Annotated in this window: 20 protein-coding genes; 16 read left to right on the top strand and 4 right to left on the bottom strand. The window is 67.3% G+C overall.

The features are described from left to right. Nucleotides 1-123 precede the first annotated feature (123 nt). From murA to VGV37_RS24235, 7 genes are all read left to right on the top strand, one after another. Nucleotides 124-1,422 (top strand): UDP-N-acetylglucosamine 1-carboxyvinyltransferase, encoded by a 1,299-nt coding sequence (gene murA / locus VGV37_RS24265; protein WP_326882364.1) that lies wholly within the window; start codon nt 124-126, stop codon nt 1,420-1,422. Then, complete coding sequence (locus VGV37_RS24260; RefSeq protein ID WP_326882363.1) at nt 1,423-1,854, top strand: DUF2948 family protein; 432 nt, start codon at nt 1,423-1,425, stop codon at nt 1,852-1,854. 17 nt (nt 1,855-1,871) lie between these two features. After that, nucleotides 1,872-2,537 (top strand): ATP phosphoribosyltransferase, encoded by a 666-nt coding sequence (gene hisG / locus VGV37_RS24255; protein ID WP_326882362.1) that lies wholly within the window; start codon nt 1,872-1,874, stop codon nt 2,535-2,537. Then, the gene (gene hisD / locus VGV37_RS24250) at nt 2,527-3,852 is read left to right on the top strand and encodes a histidinol dehydrogenase (RefSeq protein ID WP_326882361.1); all 1,326 of its coding nucleotides are present in this window, start codon (nt 2,527-2,529) and stop codon (nt 3,850-3,852) included. The genes hisG and hisD overlap by 11 nt, the downstream gene beginning before the upstream one ends. Before the next feature lie 5 nt (nt 3,853-3,857). Then, entirely contained in the window at nt 3,858-4,361 is a 504-nt protein-coding gene (locus tag VGV37_RS24245; protein WP_326882360.1) for a UPF0262 family protein, read from the top strand. Nucleotides 4,362-4,373: 12 nt separating this feature from the next. Further along, complete coding sequence (locus tag VGV37_RS24240) at nt 4,374-4,817, top strand: low molecular weight phosphatase family protein (RefSeq protein WP_326882359.1); 444 nt, start codon at nt 4,374-4,376, stop codon at nt 4,815-4,817. A 105-nt stretch (nt 4,818-4,922) separates the two neighbouring features. Further along, the gene (locus tag VGV37_RS24235) at nt 4,923-7,490 is read left to right on the top strand and encodes an ATP-binding protein (protein WP_326882358.1); all 2,568 of its coding nucleotides are present in this window, start codon (nt 4,923-4,925) and stop codon (nt 7,488-7,490) included. Here the strand turns inward: VGV37_RS24235 and VGV37_RS24230 are convergent. The 3 genes from VGV37_RS24230 to VGV37_RS24220 form a co-directional block, all read right to left on the bottom strand. Beyond that, nucleotides 7,465-7,659, bottom strand: a complete 195-nt coding sequence (locus VGV37_RS24230; RefSeq protein WP_326882357.1) for a hypothetical protein — start codon at nt 7,657-7,659, stop codon at nt 7,465-7,467. The two genes, VGV37_RS24235 and VGV37_RS24230, sit on opposite strands and share 26 nt — an antisense overlap. Before the next feature lie 89 nt (nt 7,660-7,748). Continuing rightward, entirely contained in the window at nt 7,749-8,459 is a 711-nt protein-coding gene (locus VGV37_RS24225; RefSeq protein WP_326882356.1) for a GNAT family protein, read from the bottom strand. A 102-nt stretch (nt 8,460-8,561) separates the two neighbouring features. After that, complete coding sequence (locus VGV37_RS24220) at nt 8,562-8,795, bottom strand: hypothetical protein (protein ID WP_326882355.1); 234 nt, start codon at nt 8,793-8,795, stop codon at nt 8,562-8,564. A 201-nt stretch (nt 8,796-8,996) separates the two neighbouring features. Between VGV37_RS24220 and infA the strand changes: the two genes are divergently transcribed. From infA to VGV37_RS24195, 5 genes are all read left to right on the top strand, one after another. Further along, nucleotides 8,997-9,215, top strand: a complete 219-nt coding sequence (gene infA / locus VGV37_RS24215; RefSeq protein WP_326882354.1) for a translation initiation factor IF-1 — start codon at nt 8,997-8,999, stop codon at nt 9,213-9,215. Nucleotides 9,216-9,241: 26 nt separating this feature from the next. Beyond that, nucleotides 9,242-9,856, top strand: a complete 615-nt coding sequence (locus tag VGV37_RS24210) for a nucleoside triphosphate pyrophosphatase (RefSeq protein WP_326882353.1) — start codon at nt 9,242-9,244, stop codon at nt 9,854-9,856. A 1-nt stretch (nt 9,857) separates the two neighbouring features. Beyond that, the gene (locus VGV37_RS24205; protein ID WP_326882352.1) at nt 9,858-11,234 is read left to right on the top strand and encodes a ribonuclease E/G; all 1,377 of its coding nucleotides are present in this window, start codon (nt 9,858-9,860) and stop codon (nt 11,232-11,234) included. 13 nt (nt 11,235-11,247) lie between these two features. Next, a complete protein-coding gene (locus VGV37_RS24200; RefSeq protein WP_326882351.1) occupies nt 11,248-11,427 on the top strand; it encodes a DNA gyrase inhibitor YacG in 180 nt (59 codons plus the stop codon). 69 nt (nt 11,428-11,496) lie between these two features. Beyond that, nucleotides 11,497-13,071 carry a peptide ABC transporter substrate-binding protein gene (locus tag VGV37_RS24195; protein ID WP_326882350.1) on the top strand — a complete coding sequence of 525 codons (1,575 nt, stop codon included), beginning with the start codon at nt 11,497-11,499 and terminating at the stop codon, nt 13,069-13,071. A 71-nt stretch (nt 13,072-13,142) separates the two neighbouring features. Here VGV37_RS24195 and VGV37_RS24190 read toward each other — a convergent pair whose 3' ends face one another. Continuing rightward, complete coding sequence (locus VGV37_RS24190; RefSeq protein WP_326882349.1) at nt 13,143-13,748, bottom strand: TlpA disulfide reductase family protein; 606 nt, start codon at nt 13,746-13,748, stop codon at nt 13,143-13,145. Between the two features lie 123 nt (nt 13,749-13,871). Here VGV37_RS24190 and argH point away from each other — a divergent pair, with 123 nt between their 5' ends. Genes argH through VGV37_RS24170 form a run of 4 tightly spaced genes read left to right on the top strand, consistent with a single transcriptional unit; the run spans nt 13,872 to nt 19,237 of the window. Then, a complete protein-coding gene (gene argH, locus VGV37_RS24185; protein WP_414638090.1) occupies nt 13,872-15,239 on the top strand; it encodes an argininosuccinate lyase in 1,368 nt (455 codons plus the stop codon). Beyond that, nucleotides 15,236-15,478 carry a hypothetical protein gene (locus VGV37_RS24180; protein ID WP_326882382.1) on the top strand — a complete coding sequence of 81 codons (243 nt, stop codon included), beginning with the start codon at nt 15,236-15,238 and terminating at the stop codon, nt 15,476-15,478. Before argH ends, VGV37_RS24180 begins: the two co-directional genes overlap by 4 nt. Nucleotides 15,479-15,482: 4 nt before the next feature. Beyond that, complete coding sequence (lysA, locus tag VGV37_RS24175; RefSeq protein ID WP_326882348.1) at nt 15,483-16,766, top strand: diaminopimelate decarboxylase; 1,284 nt, start codon at nt 15,483-15,485, stop codon at nt 16,764-16,766. After that, complete coding sequence (locus VGV37_RS24170; protein ID WP_326882347.1) at nt 16,766-19,237, top strand: TIGR02302 family protein; 2,472 nt, start codon at nt 16,766-16,768, stop codon at nt 19,235-19,237. The genes lysA and VGV37_RS24170 overlap by 1 nt, the downstream gene beginning before the upstream one ends. The last annotated feature ends 12 nt before the right edge of the window (nt 19,238-19,249 follow it).

Below are 19,249 nucleotides of genomic sequence, written 5' to 3'. Positions count from 1 at the left end.
CTTTGCAACGCAAACGCAAACGCGCGATGCCTGGATCTCGTGAATAGGCGGACCGCTGATCTCGGTCGGGTCCGGTCACCGGTGCCGCGGGATCGCCACCGGCGTGGTTTTGATGAGTGGGTAATGGATAAGATTCGGATTCGGGGCGGTATCGCGCTCCACGGCATCATCCCGATCGGCGGCTCGAAGAACGCGGCGTTGCCGCTGATGGCGGCGAGCCTGCTGTCGTCGGAGCCCCTGGTCCTCTGCAATCTGCCGCACCTGGCCGACATCACCTCGATGGCGAACCTGCTGAACCAGCACGGCGTCGAAATGAGCCTGGCCGAGGACCTGGGCCAGATCGCCAACGGCGGCCACTGCCTGCGGCTCGACGGCGCCCGCATCACCTCGACCGAGGCGCCCTACGACCTGGTGCGCAAGATGCGCGCGTCGGTCCTGGTGCTGGGGCCGCTGCTCGCCCGCTGCGGCGAGGCCCGCGTCTCGCTGCCAGGCGGCTGCGCCATCGGCGCCCGCCCGGTCGATCTGCACATCAAGGGCCTGCAGCAGATGGGCGCGGAGATCGAGATCGAGCAGGGCTACATCAATGCGAAGGCGCCCCGGCGCCTGCGCGGTGCCGAGATCGTGCTGCCGTTCCCGTCGGTCGGTGCCACCGAGAACCTGCTGATGGCCGCGAGCCTTGCGGAGGGCGAGACCGTGCTGGTCAACGTCGCCCGCGAACCCGAGATCGTCGATCTCGCCGACTGCCTGATCGCCATGGGGGCGGAGATCCAGGGCGCCGGGACCGACCGGATCACGATTCAGGGCAAGGACCGGCTGCATGGCGCCACCCACCGGGTGATCGCCGACCGGATCGAGACCGGCACCTACATGATGGCGGCCGCGATCACCGGCGGCGACGTGGTGCTGACCGGCACGACCTTGAAGCTGCTGACCGCGGTCGGCAAGGTGATGAACGCCGCCGGCATCGAGGTGACCGACGTCGAACAGGGCATCCGGGTCAAGGGCTCCAACGGCAGCGGCCGGCCCGTGGTCGACGGGGTCGACGTGATGACCGAGCCGTTCCCGGGTTTCCCGACGGATCTCCAGGCCCAGATGATGGCGCTGATGAGCGTCGCCGACGGGGCCGCGATGATCACCGAGACGATCTTCGAGAACCGCTTCATGCACGTGCCGGAACTGTGCCGCATGGGCGCCAACATCAATGTCCACGGCGCTTCCGCCATGGTGCGCGGCGTGAAGCGCCTGACCGGGGCGCCGGTGATGGCGACGGATCTGCGCGCTTCGGTCTCCCTCGTGCTCGCCGGACTTGCGGCCGAGGGCGAAACCGTCGTCAATCGCGTCTATCATCTCGATCGCGGCTACGAGCGGCTCGAAGCGAAGCTGGCCGCCTGCGGTGCCGAGATCGAGCGTATCCGAGCCTAGTTGAGGGACAGGGACATCGCGATGAAGCTGAAGGCGGTCGATGCACAAGATCTGACGGTACTGGCCGCCTGCCTGCAGGACGCGCTGGTGCTGATCGACGACATCGCCTACTTCCCCGAGGATGGGCAACTGGTGCTGGTCGCCAACCGGTTCCAATGGGAAGGCGACAAAGCCGGTGCCAAGGAGCACGCGCGCACCACGACCGGCGTCACCTTCTCAAAGGTGACCGCGGTCAAGCGCAAGGGGCTCGACCGGCGGGACGGCGACGGCATGTTGGCCCTGCTCACCATCGAGGCCTTGCCGGGCGCGCTGCAGCTGACCTTTTCCGGCGGCGCCGCCATCCGCCTGGAAGTGTCGGAGATCCTGTGCCATCTACAGGACGTCGGCGAACCTTGGCCGACCCGGTGGCGACCCGACCACGCGTCCGCGTGAAACAGGAGAAGAATTTCGTGCGTGGTAACGAGACGCTGGTCCTGGCGCTGCCCAAGGGACGCATCCTGCAGCAGGTGGTGCCGATGCTCGCCCGGACCGGGATCGAGATCGAGCCGGAATTCGACGACGAGAATTCCCGCCAGCTTCGCTTCAAGACCAACATCGCCGGGCTGGACGTGATCCGGGTCCGAAACTTCGACGTGGCGACCTTCGTCGCGTTCGGGGCGGCACACCTGGGCATCGCCGGCAACGACGTGCTGATGGAATTCGCCTACCCGGAGATCTATGCGCCGCTCGACCTCAAGGTCGGCCAGTGCCACATGGCCGTCGCCGGTCCGCCCCACCTGATGGCGACCGACGAGCCGACACGCTGGAGCCACGTGCGCGTCGCCACCAAGTATCCGGAGATCACCAAGCGCTATTTCGCCGCGCGCGGCGTTCAGGCGGAATGCATCAAGCTGCATGGCGCCATGGAGCTGGCGCCCTTGCTGGGCCTGTGCAAGCGCATCGTCGATCTGGTGCAGACCGGTTCGACCCTGAAGGCGAACGGGCTGGTCGAGATCGAGCGGATCGCCGACATCTCCTCGCGGCTCATCGTCAATCGGCCGGCCCTGAAGACCCGTCCCGACGAGATCGGCGAGTGGATCCGCCGTTTCGAGGAGGCGGTCGGCCATGCCGCCTGAGGGATCGACGCAAGGGCCGCCGCGCCGGCTCGTCGCGGCAGACGCGGATTTCGAGCGGCAGTTCGCCGCCCTGGCCGAGGAAAGCCGTGAGGCGGCCTCCGAGGTCGACCATACCGTCACGGAGATCCTGGCGACGGTGCGCGCCCAGGGCGACGCGGCGCTGGTCGATTATACGCGACGGTTCGACCGGTTCCCGGTGACGCGCGAGACCCTGCGCATCTCCATGGCCGAGATCGACGCGGCGGTCGCGGCCATTCCGGCCCAGACCCGCGCGGCCCTCGAACTCGCGGCGGCGCGCATCACCGCGTTCCATCGCAGCCAGATGCCGGGCGACCACGACACCGTCGATGCGGCCGGCGTGCGGCTCGGCTGGCGCTGGCGGCCGATCGAGGCGGTCGGGCTCTATGTGCCCGGCGGCACCGCGTCCTATCCCAGTTCGGTGCTGATGAACGCGCTGCCGGCCAAGGTTGCCGGGGTCGATCGCCTTGTCATGGTCGTGCCGACCCCGGACGGCATCGTCAATCCGCTGGTGCTGGCGGCAGCCCGGCTCGCCGGCGTCGACGAGATCTACCGCATCGGTGGCGCCCAGGCCGTGGCGGCACTCGCCTATGGCACCGAAACCATTCGGCCGGTCGACAAGATCGTCGGTCCCGGCAATGCCTATGTCGCCGCCGCCAAGCGCCAGGTGTTCGGCATGGTCGGCATCGACACGATCGCCGGCCCGTCGGAGATCCTGGTGGTGGCCGACGGCCTGAACGACCCGTCCTGGATCGCGGCCGACCTGTTGTCCCAGGCCGAGCACGACCGGGTCGCCCAAAGCATCCTGATCACCGACGATGCCGCTTTCGCCGACCGGGTCGTGGCCGCCGCCGCGGACCATCTCTCGCGCCTGCCGCGCCGGGCCATCGCGGCCGAGGCGTGGCAGCGCCATGGTGCGATCATCATCGTGAACGCGCTCGACGATGCCGTTCCGCTGGTCGACCGGCTGGCGCCGGAACATCTCGAACTGGCGGTGGCCGATCCCGACCGGATGATGGCGCGGGTGCGCAATGCCGGCGCCATCTTTCTCGGCCGCCACACGCCGGAGGCGATCGGCGACTACGTCGCCGGGCCGAACCACGTGCTGCCGACCTCGCGCGCCGCCCGGTTCGCGTCGGGGCTGGGCTTCAACGATTTCGTCAAGCGCACGACCTATGTCGCGTGCGATCCGGCCAGCCTGGCCGCGATCGGGCCTGCGGCCTGCGTGCTGGCCGAGGCGGAGGGGCTGGGCGCCCACGCGCTATCGGTATCGATCCGCCTCAAGAACAAGGGCTGACCATCATGACCGGCGAAGCATCCCCACCCGCTTCGCCGTCCAAGGCGATCATCGTCGACCTGACGCTCGACGAGCGCACCGTACTTCGGCGCAATGCCGACATCGAGCACGAGCGGGCCGTCGCGATCTTCGACCTGCTCGAGGAGAACATGTTCCGTCTGGTCGAAAAGCCGGAGGCCGGGCCGTTCCATCTCAACCTGTCGCTCGAGGACAATCGGCTGCTGCTCGACATCCAGACGCCGAAGCGCGAGCCGATCGACCGGGTGATGCTGCCGCTCGCCACGTTCCGGCGGATCGTGAAAGACTATTTCATGATCTGTGAGAGCTATTACGCCGCGATCAAGCAATCGAGCCCGACGCAGATCGAGGCAATCGACATGGGACGGCGCGGCCTGCACAACGAAGGTTCGGAAATGCTGCGCGAACGGCTCGCCGACAAGGTCGAGATCGACCTGCCGACGGCGCGACGGCTCTTCACCCTGATTTGCGTCCTGCATATCCGGGGCTAGGGCCGACGCGAAATGGCCTCGCTGCCCTCCGCCATCCTCTTCGCCTGTTCGATGAATTCGGTTCGCTCGCCCATGGCCGAAGCGATCATGAAGCACCTGCACGGCCATCGGGTCTTCGTCGATTCCGTCGGGGTCCGGCCGGGCGAGCATGACCCGTTCGTCGATGCGGTCATGGACGAGATCGGCATCGACATCAGCAAGCATCGGGTCAAGACGTTCGACCAACTCGACGACGACTACTTCGATCTGATCATCACCCTGTCGCCCGAGGCCCATCACAAGGCGCTGGAGATGACCCGAACCATGGCGTGCGACGTCGAATTCTGGCCGACCCACGACGCGACCGCGGTCGACGGCAGCCGCGACACCAAGCTCGATGCCTATCGCGAGGTGCGCGACACGCTGATGCGCCGGATCGCCGAGCGATTCAGCCGGGCGCCGGTGGCCGACGTTTGAGCATCGAAGCAAGCCCTCCGCTGCATTTTTACGCCTTCGTTAAGTCAGGAATGCGACCTTCGTCCCGATCATTTTCCGATCCGATGTCATCGACGGGAAGACCGGGTGAATTTAGCGCTGCAGAATCTCGCCGGGCGGCTGTCGCTGCAGCTGAGCGTCGTTGCCCTGGTCGTTTTCGTCTGCTTGAGCCTGATCGGCATCGAGGCCTTCAGCATTGCGAACGCCCGGTCGGGCGCGTTGGAGCACGGGGCCGAGAATACGCGAAACCTGGTGGGCGCGATCGCCCAGCATGCCGAGGACACGATCCGGACGACCGACGCCGTGTTGGTCGGGCTGGTCAACCGCATCGAAACGGACGGCACCGGCCCCGCTGCGCTCGACGGGTTGCGCAAGGTCATCATGAGCGAGGTCGATCTGCTGCCGCAGCTCAAGGCGCTGGGCGCCCTGGACGAACATGGCGCGGCAATCGTGACGTCCCTGCCGGTGCCGGTCGCGGCCAACTATGCCGACCGGGATTATTTCATCTTCCACCAAACCCACACCGATGATGCGATCCATATCGGCCGGCCCGTCCAGAGCAAGACGAAGGCCGAGTGGGTCATCCCCGTCACGCGTCGGATCAACCATCCCGACGGCAGCTTTGCCGGCGTGGTGCTGGCGACCGTCGACATGAGCTATTTCCAACGGTTCTACGATACGTTCGGCATTGGCGACCATGGTGCCATCCTGGTCGCTTCCGTCGAAGGCACGTTGCTCGCCCGGCGCCCTTTCGAGGTGGCGAACATCGGAAGGAGCATGCTTCAAGGCACGATCTTCAACCAGTACCTGCCGCACGCGCCGTCCGGCTTTGCCGAGATGCGCTCGGTGGCCGATGGCGTCGAGCGCTTGACGAGTTATCGGCGGACCGAGGCCTATCCGCTGGTGGTCGCCGTGGCGCTTGCCAAGGATGAGGTGCTGGCGGGGTGGCGTGCCGACGCCTGGCGGCATGGCTTCGGTGTCGCCCTGCTCGTCGCGGCGCTCGTCATCCTCGGATTTCGCCTGTCGCGCCAGATCGCGCTGCGAACGGCCATGCAGCTGGAAGCGGAGGCGGCGATGGCGGCCGCGACGACGACCGCGGCCGCATTGCTCGAAAGCCAGCTGCGGCTGCAATCGATACTCGATCACGCCCCGGTCGCGATCAGCCTCAAGGATCGCGAGCATCGCTATGTCGTGCTCAACAGGCAGTACGAGGAGTGGTTCGGCTTCACCCAGGAACAATTGATCGGCCATCGGCTGTCCGAGCGCCATCCCGGCCGGGAACTGGCGATCCAGATCGAAGCGATCGAGGACCAGGTGCTGTCGACCGGGACCACGCAAGTGACCGAGGTCCAGGAAGCGGACATGGGCGGATCGCCTCGCTGGTTCCTGATCACCAAGTTCCCCGTACGGGATCGGGCCGGTGCCATCGTCGGGCTGGGCACCTTCAACATCGATATTTCAGCGCGCCACCGGGCAGAGCAGGCCCTGCAGGAGGCGAAGGACGTCGCCGAGGAGGCCAACCGGGCCAAGTCGGACTTCCTGGCTAGCATGAGCCACGAGATCCGCACGCCGATGAACGGCATCATCGGCTTCGTCGATCTGCTGCTCGATACGCCGTTGGCGCAAGAGCAGCGCTACCGGGCGACGCTGATCAAGGATTCAGCGAAGTCGCTGCTCGCCATCCTCAACGACATCCTCGATATCTCGAAGATCGAGGCCGGCAAGCTCGAGCTCGAAAGCATCCCGATGAACGTGGCGAGCGTCGTCGACGGCGCGCTCTCGATCGTTCGGACCGAGGCGTTGGCCAAAGGCCTGTCGCTCTCGTCGGATCTGCCGCCGGATCTGCCGGCATGGATCCTGGGCGATCCGGCGCGCCTGCGGCAGATCCTGCTCAACCTGCTGAGCAATGCCGTGAAGTTCACCAAGAGCGGCGGCATCGACATTATGGTGTCTGCTGAGTGGGGTGCCGCCGGCGAGCGGCAGCTCCGCTTTGCGGTGACGGATACCGGCAGCGGCATCGCGGCGGAACGGCACCATCTGCTGTTCCAGAATTTCTCCCAGGTCGATCGGTCGATCACGCGCCGGTTCGGCGGGACGGGGCTCGGCCTCGCCATCTCCAAGCGCCTGGTCAAGGCCATGTGCGGCGAGATCGGCGTCGAGAGCGAACTGGGTACCGGCAGCACCTTCTGGTTCACGATCGCATTGCGCGCGGCGCAGTCGCCGGCACTGGTCAAGGACAACGCGAAACCGGCACCGTTCGAGAGCGCCCGCATCCTGGTCGCCGATGACCTGCTGATGAACCAGCTCGTCGTCGAAGGCCTGCTCACCGTGGCCGGGCACCGGGTGACGATCGTCGACGACGGCGCCGCCGCGGTCGAGGCGGTGCGGGCGCAGTCGTTCGACCTCGTGCTGATGGACATGGAAATGCCGGTGATGGACGGCGTTACCGCGACCGAGGCCATACGAAGGCTCGACAGCCGGGCGGGCCGCATTCCGATCATCGCCCTGACGGCGAATGCCATGCCGAGCGAGATCGCGCGTTGCCGCGCCGCCGGCATGAACGATCACCTGACCAAGCCGGTCGACCGCGACCTGCTGATGGCCGTGGTCGCGAAATGGTCGGCCGCGTTCAGGGCGTCGCGAGCGGCGTCCTAGCGACGGCACCTGCCGCCTCGAAATGCCCGATCGCCTTTTCGAATTTGTCGCGGCAGCCGGGATTGCAGAAGCCCACGACTTGGCCGTTGTAGAGCGTCAGAGAATCGGGGCTGACCGGCTTGCCGGACCAGGGACAGGTCTCGTTGATGCAGTCGGCGATGTCCGGCATGGCGGTCTCCGTTTCCAGGGGGCGGATTGTTGCGCAAAGTGCGTGTGGCGAAAAAGGCCACACACCCCTCTTTTTCCGCCAAAGCGATTTCAGGCGCTGCGCAAGGCTGCGAGGCTTTGCTTCTGCCGGCCGGCGGCGTCGAAATTCTCCGGGGACAGCCAGCGCTCGAAGGCGCTCTTCACCGATGGCCATTCGCCGTCGAGGATCGAAAACCAGGCCGTGTCGCGGTTGCGGCCCTTGTAGACGAGCGCCTGGCGGAACGTGCCTTCGTAGGTGAAGCCAAGCCGCTGTGCCGCGGCACGCGAGGGCAGGTTGCGGTCGTCGCATTTCCATTCGTAGCGCCGGTAGCCCAATTCGTCGAAGGCACGGCGCATCATCAGGAACATCGCCTCGGTCGCGGCCGGCCTCTGCTGCAGCCGGGGCGAATAGTTGATGTGCCCGACCTCGATCACGCCGTTGGCCGGGTCGATGCGCAGGTAGCTGGCGATGCCGACGGCACGGCCGGTCGCAAGGTCGATGATGGCATGGAACATCGGGTCGGCCCCCGCGGCCATCTTGTCGAGCCACGCGCGGTAGGGCGCCAGTTCGGTGAAGCCGTCGACGCCCAGGTAGGTCCAGTTGAGGCCGCCCGCATCCTCGCGGTTCGCCTCGAACAGATCCGCGGCGTGATCGCCCGGGACCAGCGGCTCGACCCGGCACAAGCGGCCGGTCATCGCGGTCGCCGGCGGCACCGGTCGGGTCGTCCAGCCGGGGACGGGGTGGCCGGTCGGCTGGCCATGGCTGTTCTGGTGGTCGGTCATGAAGAACCCAATGAAACGGAGAAGCCCGCCGATAGAGCTAGCGCATCCATGGCGCACCGGCCCAGCACCAGTCTCGGCTTCATCGTCCGACCACTCTGGCGCCTATTCGTCCGGATCGTCCTCGCCCGGGTCGGCCGCCTGGATCAGCATGAGCGCGCCGCTACGGTTCAGCAGCCGATCGCGTTCGTCCGAGAGATCGATCTCGAACCGGGCGACCAGCGCCCAATAGTGCCCCATCAATTCGGTGCTGTTGTTGCTGTTGCACGAACCCAGCTGCTGTTCCATCCGGTCGACCGTCGAGCGAAGCTGTTCGATCGAAGGTGGTTCGTCGCTCATGGCGCTGCTCCCGTTTTCGCCGTATCGACGGCAATCCGCACCGTCCCACGAGCCGGGCGGGCACTGCAACCCAGCCCTCACGTCGAAGGCGCGCGTTCCGATCTCCGTTTTCAATCCGTTCTGTGATAAAACGCCGCGCGAAGCGGGCTGTGCAGGCACGGTGCCGCCGCTCACCCTAATGCAACCCAACTCAAGGTCGGTATGGCGAAAGAAGATCTCATCGAGTTCTCGGGTACGGTCAGCGAACTGCTGCCCAATGCCATGTTCCGCGTCAAGCTGGACAACAATCACGAGGTGCTGGCCCATACCTCGGGCAAGATGCGCAAGAACCGCATCCGCGTCCTGGCCGGCGATCGCGTCAACGTCGAGATGACCCCCTACGACCTGTCCAAGGGTCGCATCACCTTCCGGTTCAAGTAAGTCGATCGGGCGTGCGGAGTGCACGCATGAGCGAAGCTTCGACCTTTTCCGGCGGCGCGCCGCACCCAACGCTGGTGCTGGCTTCCGCGTCGCCGCGCCGCGTCGATCTCCTGACGCAGATCGGCTTCGCGCCGGATCTCATCGCACCTGCCGACATCGACGAGACGCCGCTCAAGGACGAGACGCCGCCCCATCACGCCGAGCGGCTGGCGGTGGCCAAGGCGCGCAAGATCGCGGCCGACCATCCTGCGAGCTTCATCATCGGCGCCGACACCGTCGTCGCCTGCGGCCGGCGCATCTTGCCCAAGGCTGAGGATGCGGCGACGGCGCGCAAATGCCTCTCCCTGCTGTCCGGCCGGCGCCACCGTGTATTCGGCGGCGTGGCGCTCATCGCCCCCGACGGCAAGATCGCCTTGCGTCGGGTGCAGAGTGCCGTGGTGTTCAAGCGCCTCAGCGAGACCGAGATGGAGTGGTATCTCGCGAGCGGCGAATGGCAGGGCAAGGCCGGCGGCTATGCCATCCAGGGGTTGGCCGCCCGTTTCGTGCGCGAGATCATCGGGTCCTATTCCAACATCGTCGGATTGCCGCTGTTCGAAACGGCGCAGTTGCTGATCGGGCGCGGCTTCCGGTCCGGAAGCTGACGTGGGCGTCGAACGCCGCCTGATCGTCGAACGCCGCCCGGGCGAAGCGCGCGCCATCCTGCTCGAAGACGAATTTCCGGTTGAACTCAGGATCGAGCGCGACGCCGACGGCAGCCTGGTCGGCGCGCTGTTCTGGGCGCGCATCGTGCGCGTGGTGCCGAGCCTGCCCGGCGCCTTCGTCGACCTGGGGCTGGACCGTCCGGCCTTTCTGCCGGGCGACAAGCTGCCCGGCGGAGCAGCCCCGGTCGAGGGCGCGGTCCTGCTGGTCCAGGTGACAAAAGACGCGCGGGAGGACAAGGCGCCTGAGATCACGGCGGCACCCTCCATGCCCGGCCGGCTCGCGGTCTGGACGCCGGCGCGGCCGGGGATTTCCGTGTCGCGCCAGATCGCGCCGGCCGAACGGGCACGGCTCTCGGGCTTGCTGGCTGAACTGATGGCGCCAGATGAAGGCATCGTCGTGCGCAGCCATGCTGTCGGTGCCCGGCGCGAGGAGCTGTCCGCCGACATCGAGCGGTTGCGCGCGGAGCACGCGGCGCTGACGGCGATGGCGGGGACGGCCAAGCCGCCCCAGAGGCTGGATTTGGCGCCCGGACCGATCGAGCGCATTCTGGCCGGGCTCGACGCGGCGCGGCTGGACGAGATCATCCTCGACGATCGGCTCGCCTTCGCCGCGTTGAAATCCGAGTTCGGCGACCGGCTGATGCTGGAGCCGGCGGGCGCATTCGAACGCCATGGTCTGGCCGACGTGGTCGATGATGCGCTGACGCCATCGTTGATCCTGCCCGGCGGGGGCGAGGTTGTGATCGAGACCGGGTTGGCCGGCACCCTGATCGACGTCAACATGGGCCGCGCCAGCAGTGTCCGCGGCAAGGCGGCCGATGCGGTGCGCCGGCTCAATATCGAGGCGGCGACGGCGATTGCCCGGGCGCTGCGCCTGCGCAATATCGCCGGGGCCATCGTCATCGATTTCGTGACCATGCAGAATCGCGACCATCGCCGCGAGGTCGAGGTCGCGCTCGCGGCCGCGGCGGCGGGCGATCCGATGGGGCTCGAAATCCACGGTTGGACGCGGCTCGGTCATCTCGAGGCGACCCGGCGCCGCTCGCTGGCATCGCTCGCAGACCTGATGCTGGCGCCCGCCGGCGTCCGGCGGGGGAAGACGGCGCGGACGGTGGCGCTGGAGTTGCTGGCCTCGCTCGCCGGCACCCCCTATGCCCCGGGGCGGATCGAGATCACGCTGCATCCGACGATCGCCGCAGAACTCAAGGGGCCGCTGGCAAAGGCGTTGGAGATGGCGGCGCTGGGCGCCGGGCGCCCGATCGCGCTCAAGCTCGACGGCACCAGGGATCCTGAGATTTTCGACATCGCCTCCGTCTGAGAAAGGGCTGGAAATGAATGCTTCCGCCAAACCTTGTCCGATCTGCGGCGAGCCGTCGGACGTGCTGTTCAAGCCGTTCTGTTCCAAGCGCTGCACCCATATCGACCTGCATCGCTGGTTCGGCGAAACCTATCGGGTCGAGACCGCCGAGGGGCCGGACGATCCGAGCCGCGTGCCCGACGACGAGGACTGACAGCCGGCTGTGGACAGGAGGCGGCCGGACAGGCTTCAGTGCGGCCGACTTTGTCGCGGGGAATCCTTCATGAAGCTCGGTCGGTCGTTGATTTTGTTCCTGGGTGTGGCCCTGATCGGAACCGTGACCGCGCGCGCGGACTCGATCCTGCGGATCGCCGCGCCGTCGGAGCCGGAGACGATCGACCCGGCCAAGAGCACCGGCATCTACGAGGGCAAGATCGAGCTGGATTTGTTCGAGGGCCTGATGACCCGCGGCGGGACGGGCGCGCGGATTGCCGGTGCCGCCCAATCGTGGGACATCTCGGCGGACGGCCTGACCTATATTTTCCACCTGCGGCCCGACCTGAAATATTCCAACGGCGAACCGATCGTTGCGGCCGATTTCGTCTATGGGCTGCGCCGCCGGATCGATCCTGCGACCGGCGCCGAGAATGGCAACGAACTCGAGGCGATCGCCCATGCCCTCGACATCGAGAGCGGCAAGATCGCGGACGTGAGCCAGTTGGGTGCCGCGGCCCCGGACGACCGGACCGTCGTCGTCACGCTATGGCGTCCCAGCATTCGCCTGCTCGATTTCGCAGTCACCTTCTTTCCGGTGCGCAAGGCGGACATCGAGCGCTTCGGCAGCGATTGGACGCGACCGGGCAAGCTGGTCGGCAACGGCGCCTTTCTGTTGACCGAATGGGTGCCGCAATCCCACGTCGGACTGAAACGGAACCCGTTCTACCGGCAGGCGGGCGCCGTGGCGCTCGATCGGGTTGAGTATGTCGTCACCGGCTCGCCGGAAACGGCGATGAAGATGTTCCGGGCTGGCGAACTCGACGTCGCCGAGCTGCCGCGCAACGAGATCGAATGGGCGAAGCGCAACCTGTTGGCCACCTTGAAGGCGGAGCCGCAGATCGGCACCTACATGATCGGGCTCAACATCGGTGCGCCGCCGTTCGATAACCTGAAGCTGCGCCGCGCCCTGGCCCTGGTCACCGACCAGGCCGCGCTGACCGAAAGGATCGTGCGCGGCGATCAGATCCCCGCGTACGGCTTCATCCCGGCACTGGTCCCGGGCTATCCGGTCGTCTCGGAATCCTTTCGCGACATGCCGATGACTGCCCGGCTGGCGCTCGCCCGCAAGCTTTACGCCGAGGCCGGGTATGGGCCCGACAAGAAGCTCATCGTCCAGCTGATGGTGGCCAAGGGGCGCGAGTGGGACCGATGGGCGCAGGCCCTGGTCGGCATGTGGCACGACGCGCTGGGCGTCGAGGCGACGCTCGATACCCAGGAATGGCAGGTCTATCTGGGTCGCCTCAACCACCACGACTTCACGGCGGCGGTCGACGATTGGATCACCGGCATCCAGGCGCCGGTGCTGCTCGACGAGTACCGCTCGACCTCGGCCTCCAACGAGACCCAGTATAATTCGGCGGACTACGACCGCCATCTGACCGAGGCGGATTCAGCGGCCGACCTGCCGGCAGAATATGCCGCTTATGCCGCGGCGGAGCGGCTGCTGCTCGACGATCAGCCGATCATCCCGATCTACCACGCCGTGACCCATCGCCTGGTCGCCGGCCGTGTGCAGGGCTGGATCCCCAACCCGGCCGACAGCCACCGCTCGCAATACCTCAGCCTGGCGCCGCCGTCGTAGCACCGGGCTCGACCCGTAACGCCATCGTCATTCCCGCCTCTCGCGGAGATGACGGTAAAAATGATGCGGCTTCAGGGAGTCTTCTGGACCGGCGGAAGCGTGTCCGGTTTAGGCGTACCGCCCTTGATCGCCCAGTCGATCAGCGCCAGCGCGTCCGGGCCGGACCAATCCGCGCCGCCTTCGAAGCGGCCGATCTCGTTGCCGTCGCGATCGAGCAGGACGGTGGTCGGCAGGCCGCGGACGCGGAAGGCGCGACCGACCGCGCTTTCGGCATCGATGTAGCGGGGCAGGGCTGCGAGGCCGTTCTTTTCGAAGAACGGATCGACCACCTTGCGCGCGCCACGATCTTCGGAAATCGTGACCACGTCGAAATCGGCACCGCCGTGCGCCTTCTTCAAGGCCTCCAGCGACGGCATCTCCTTGACGCACGGAGCACACCAGGTGGCCCATAGATTGACCAGGGTGACCTTGCCCTTGAAATCCTTGAAGCCCAGGGTCGCGTTCTCGCCGTCGGAAAAGGTCACGTCGGGCGCTGGTGCCGGCGGAGTCTGGAGGATAAACTCGTGCATCGCACCACCAAGCGGCGGTGCGTCGCCCTTGTCGGCGAGCGCCGTCGCGACGGCGCCGCCGGTGACGAGTAGCAGCGTCAGTATGAACAGCTTGATCTTGAGCCCCATGACTTCGTGCCTAGCGACTTTCCGGGAGAGTGAATTTTGACCAAGGCGGATATGGCCCGTGATGCGGCGGCGGATCAAGCCCCGGCTGCTGCACCGGGCACGGTGACGAAGGCCGCCAACGAGATGTGGGGGGGCCGTTTCGCCGCCGGACCGGCTGCCGTGATGGCCAAGATCAACCAGTCGATCAGCTTCGACAAGAAGCTCTATGCCCAGGATATCCGTGCGTCCCAGGCTCATGCGGCGATGTTGGTGAAGCAGGGCATCATCGGGGCTGGAGATGGTGCAGCGATAAGCCGCGGCCTGGAACAGGTTCTGGCCGAGATCGAGGCCGGCGATTTCCGCTTCGACGAGGCGCTCGAAGACATCCACATGAATGTCGAGGCCCGCCTGGCCCAGTTGATCGGGCCCGCAGCCGGTCGCCTGCACACCGGCCGTTCGCGCAACGATCAGGTCGCGACCGACTTCCGCCTCTGGGTGCGCGATGCGCTCGATCGGCACGACCGTCAGGCCCAAGCCCTGCAGGCGGCGCTGATCGCCCAGGCGGAGCGTCATGCCGGCACGGTGATGCCGGGCTTCACCCATCTGCAGGTCGCCCAGCCGGTGACCTTCGGCCATCACCTGCTGGCCTATGTCGAGATGCTGGGCCGCGACCGCGGTCGTCTCGCGGATTGCCGCAAGCGGCTGAACGAGAATTCGCTCGGGTCCGCGGCGCTCGCCGGCACCTCCTTTCCGATCGACCGGCATGCGACCTCGGCGGCGCTGGGCTTCGATCGGCCGATGGCGAACTCGCTCGACGGCGTCTCGGACCGGGATTTCGCCATCGAATTCATGGCCGCCGCCTCGATCCTGTCGATGCACCTGTCGCGGCTCGCCGAGGAACTGGTGCTCTGGACGACCGATGCGTTCAAGTTCGTCTCCTTGAGCGATGCCTTCACCACCGGCAGCTCGATCATGCCGCAGAAGCGCAATCCGGATGCGGCCGAACTGGTGCGCGCCAAGTCGGGCCGCGTGATCGGTGCGCTGGTGGGATTGCTGGTCATGATGAAGGGCTTGCCGCTCGCCTATGGCAAGGACATGCAGGAGGACAAGGAGCCGACGTTCGAGGTGTCGGAGACGTTGGACCTGTGCCTGGCCGCCATGACCGGCATGATCGCCGATCTCACGGTCAACGAGGCGGCGATGCGGGCCGGCACCGCGCGCGGCTTCATCACCGCGACCGACCTCGCCGACTGGCTGGTCCGCCGCCTGGGCCTGCCGTTCCGCCAGGCCCACCACATCACCGGCTCCATCGTGAAGCTGGCCGAGGATCGCGGCTGCGGGCTCGAGGATCTCTCGCTCGGCGACATGCAGGCAATCGAAGGCGGCATCACCGACGAGGTCTTCCAGGTCCTGTCGGTCGATCGCGCAGTCGAGAGCCGAACCAGCTTCGGCGGCACGGCGCCGGCCCAGGTGATGGTCCAGGTCGCTTCGGCCCGGGAGCGCTTCCTGTGAGCGAACGGTTCCTGCGTCTCACGGCTACGGTGCTGATAGCGATCTGCCTTGCCGGCCCGCTCGCGGCCTGCGGCAAGAAAGGGGCGCCCTACGCGCCCAAGGACCAGCCCAACGTCTATCCGCGGGCCTATCCCAGCAGTCCGGGTACGCCGGCCACCCCGGCAGATCCGAACGTGTTTCCATCGGTCGACCAGCCGAGCACGAACATCGATCCGACCCAGTCGCGGAGCATCGAATAGCGTCATGTCCGAAAATTTCGCCTATCTGAACGGCTCGCTCCATGCAGAATCCGTCGATCTTGCCCAGATCGCCGATGCCGTCGGCACGCCGTTCTATTGCTATTCCACCGCGGTGATCGTCGAGCGCTATCGCCGGTTCCACGCGGCCGTCGCCCCGCTTGGCGGCCAGATCTGCTACGCCGTCAAGGCGAACTCGAACCAGGCTGTACTGGCGACCCTGGCGCGGCTCGGCGCCGGGGCCGACGTGGTGTCGGAGGGCGAGGCGCGCCGCGCCGTCGCGGCCGGTATTCCGCCTGCGCGGATCGTGTTTTCCGGCGTCGGCAAGACCGGGGCGGAGCTGGCCTACGCGCTCGACACCGGCATCGGCCAGGTCAATATCGAGAGCGAGCGCGATCTGGAACTGCTGAGCCGCCTGGCTGTGGCCCGTGGCAAACGCATGCCGATCGCGATCCGGATCAACCCGGATGTCGATGCGCGAACCCATGCCAAGATCTCGACCGGAAAGGCCGAGAACAAGTTCGGCATCGATATCAACGAGGCGCCGCGCGTCTTCGCCCGGGCGGCGGCACTGCCGGGGGTCGAGCCGGTCTCCGTCGCGGTCCATATTGGCTCGCAACTGACCGACTTCGCGCCCTATGAGCAGGCGTTCCGCCGGGTCGCCGAACTGGTTCGCACGTTGCGCGCCGCCGGCATTGCGATCCGCCACCTGGACCTGGGCGGCGGCATCGGCGTGCCCTATCGTGGCGAGACGGCACCCGACGTGACGGCCTATGCCGAGATCGTGCGCCGGACGGTCGGCGATCTCGACTGCGACCTGCTGTTCGAGCCGGGGCGCTACCTCGTCGCCGAGGCGGGCGTGCTGGTCGGCACCGTGATCGATGTCAAGCAGGGCGCCACCCGCTGCTTCGTCGTCTGCGATTTCGCCATGAACGACCTCATCCGGCCCACCTTGTACGAAGCCTATCATCCGATGCTGCCGGTCGCCGAACCTGCGTCGGGTGCGACTTCGGCGGTGGTGGATGTGGTCGGTCCGATCTGCGAGACTGGCGATTTCCTGGCGCGCGATCGGGCTTTGCCGCCGATCGCGCCGGGCGACCTGCTGGCGGTGACCCATGCCGGCGGCTATGGAGCGGTCATGAGTTCGACCTACAACACGCGGCCGATGGTGCCCGAGGTGCTGGTGAACGGATCCGAATGGGCGGTCGTCCGCCCGCGGCCGAGCTATGACGAATTGATCGGACTCGACCGGGTGCCCGGCTGGCTTGCCGGCCCGACCGGAACGCGCTGATGGCGACGGTCCCGGCATCGCTTCCACCCCCCGCACCCGCGGCGGTCGGACGGCGCCCGGACCGGAGCCTCCACCTGCTTGCCTGGCTTGCCGTCCTGTGGGAGCAGGCGTGGCCGGCGCTGTGGCCGGTGACCGCGGGCCTGCTCGGTTTCGCCGTCTTCGCGCTGTTCGACTTGCCGTCGTACCTGCCGGGCTGGCTGCATCTGGCCCTGCTGCTGGGCTTCGTCGGCGGCATCGTGTGGCTGGCGATCGACGCGATTCGCGGCGTAAGCCTGCCGACGCCCGGCGCCTCCAGCCGGCGGCTGGAACGAGACAGCGGTCTTGCCCATCGGCCGCTCGCCACGCTCGGCGACCGGCCGGCCGCCGTCGATGCGGTGGCGCTGGCGGTCTGGGAGATCCATCAGGCGCGTGTCGCCGCCTCGATCCGCGGACTTCGGCTGCGGTTGCCGCGATCGGGCCTGCTGGCGCGAGACCCGTTGGGCCTCCGTGCGGCGCTGGGGCTGCTGATTCTGGTCGGCTGGATCGGCGCCGGCCCCGATGCCGGCGCGCGGCTCGGCCGGGCCTTCGTGCCGGTGTTCGATCGAAGTCCCGCAACCCTGCTGACCGGCCTCGATCTCTGGATCACGCCGCCGGACTATACCGGCCTGCCGCCGATCTATTTCGGCACCGACGCAACCCATCCTGCCGTAGCGTCGGACAAGCCGGTTCCGGTGCCGGCCGGATCGACCTTGCTGGTCCAGGTCCATGGCGGCCGCCGCGTTCCCGACCTCGCGATCGATCATGCCACGACGCCGCTCGGTCCGATCGCCGGCGGCGACTACAGTGCCACGACGAAGCTGGTGGAGGGCAATCGCCTGACCGTCACCCAGTCGGGCACCGCGCTGGCCCGGCTCGACCTCGCGATCGTGCCCGACCTGCCGCCAGGCGCCGACTTCGGCACGCCGCCGGCGGTGACGCCATCGGGCGCGATCCGGCTCGACTATCGCGCGACGGACGATTACGGCGTGACCGGGCTACGTCTGGAGATCCGCCGGGTCGGCGCCGACGACCTGGCGCCGATCGCGGTCGAGCTGCCGACCGCCGGCAACAGCCGCAAGGAGCTGCGTGGGACCAGCTATCAGGATCTGACCGCCCATCCCTGGGCCGGCCTGCCGGTCGAGATGCGCCTGGTGGCGACGGACGCGACCGGTCAGACCGGCAGTTCCAAGCCGCTGCGCTTCACGCTGCCGGAACGGCAATTCCACCATCCTGTCGCCAAAGCGATCATCGAGCAGCGCAAGCTGCTGGTCACCCACCCGGACCAGGCCGATGTCGTGGCCGAGACCTTGTCGGACCTGTCGATCCAGCCGAGCTTCTTCCGCAACGACTTCGCCGTGTTCATGGGCCTGCGCACGGCGGTGCGGGACCTGGTACGGCAGCCGGCCGGCGACGAGTTGGCGCAGACCGAGCAATTGATGTGGGAGATCGCGCTCAAGGTCGAGGACGGGAACGTGCCCGATGCGCAGAAATCGCTCCGTGCGGCGCAGCAGGCACTGCAGGACGCCCTCGCCCGCGATGCATCCGACGCCGAGATTCAGAAGCTGATGCGCGACCTGCGCCAGGCGATCCAGCAATATCTGCAGGCCATGCTGGAGAACGCCCAGAAGAACGGCGAAGCCCAGGATCAGCGCCCGTCCGATCCGTCGCGCACGATTTCGCCGCAGGATATCGACCGGATGCTGAAGCAGGCCGAGCAGATGTCGAAGTCGGGCGCCAAGGATGCGGCACGCCAGGCGCTGGCCCAGTTGCAGGACATGCTGGAATCCCTGAAGGCCGGCCGAATGGGCCAGGGCCGGGGCGGCCCCGGCGAGCAGGCGATGCGGCAGATGCAGGACCTGGCGCGCAGGCAGCAGCAGCTGCTGGATCGTTCCTATCGGCAGAACCAGCGCGGCGCATCGGGCCAACCTGGGCCTCCCGGTAAGGACGGACAAAAGGGCCAGGGCCGGCAGTCCGGCGCATCGGGCGAGGCCGGCGACCTGTCGGGCGCGCAGGAAGGATTGCGCCGGCAGCTTGACCAGTTGCGTCGACAGCTGGGGCAGGGCGGTCAGGCCGGCCAGTCGCTCGACCGGGCCGAGCGCGCCATGAAGGACGCCGTCGATGCGCTGAACCGCGGCCAAGGTGAGGACGCCGTCGGCCGCCAGGGCGACGCGCTCGACCAGTTGCACGAGGCCGCACGCGCGCTGGGTGAGCAGATGCGGGGGCAGGGCGACGAGGAAGGCGAGGGCGAACCGGCCCAGAAGGCGGGCAGCGATCCGTTCGGCCGCATGTCGCCCGGCCAGGGCGGCGTCGATCGCGGCGACGTGCAGATCCCCGAACAGTCCGAAATGCAGAAAAGCCGCGAGATCCTGGACGAGCTGCGGCGCCGTGCCGGCGAGCGCGCGCGCCCGACGGAAGAGCGCGACTACATCGACCGCCTGCTGCAACGCTTCTGAGCAATCGGCCTA

The sequence above is a fragment of the Aliidongia sp. genome, from assembly GCF_035943795.1.
Classification (GTDB): domain Bacteria; phylum Pseudomonadota; class Alphaproteobacteria; order ATCC43930; family CGMCC-115725; genus Aliidongia.
Note: the sequence above shows the minus strand (reverse complement) of the source record. Positions and strands in the feature narration are given on the sequence as shown.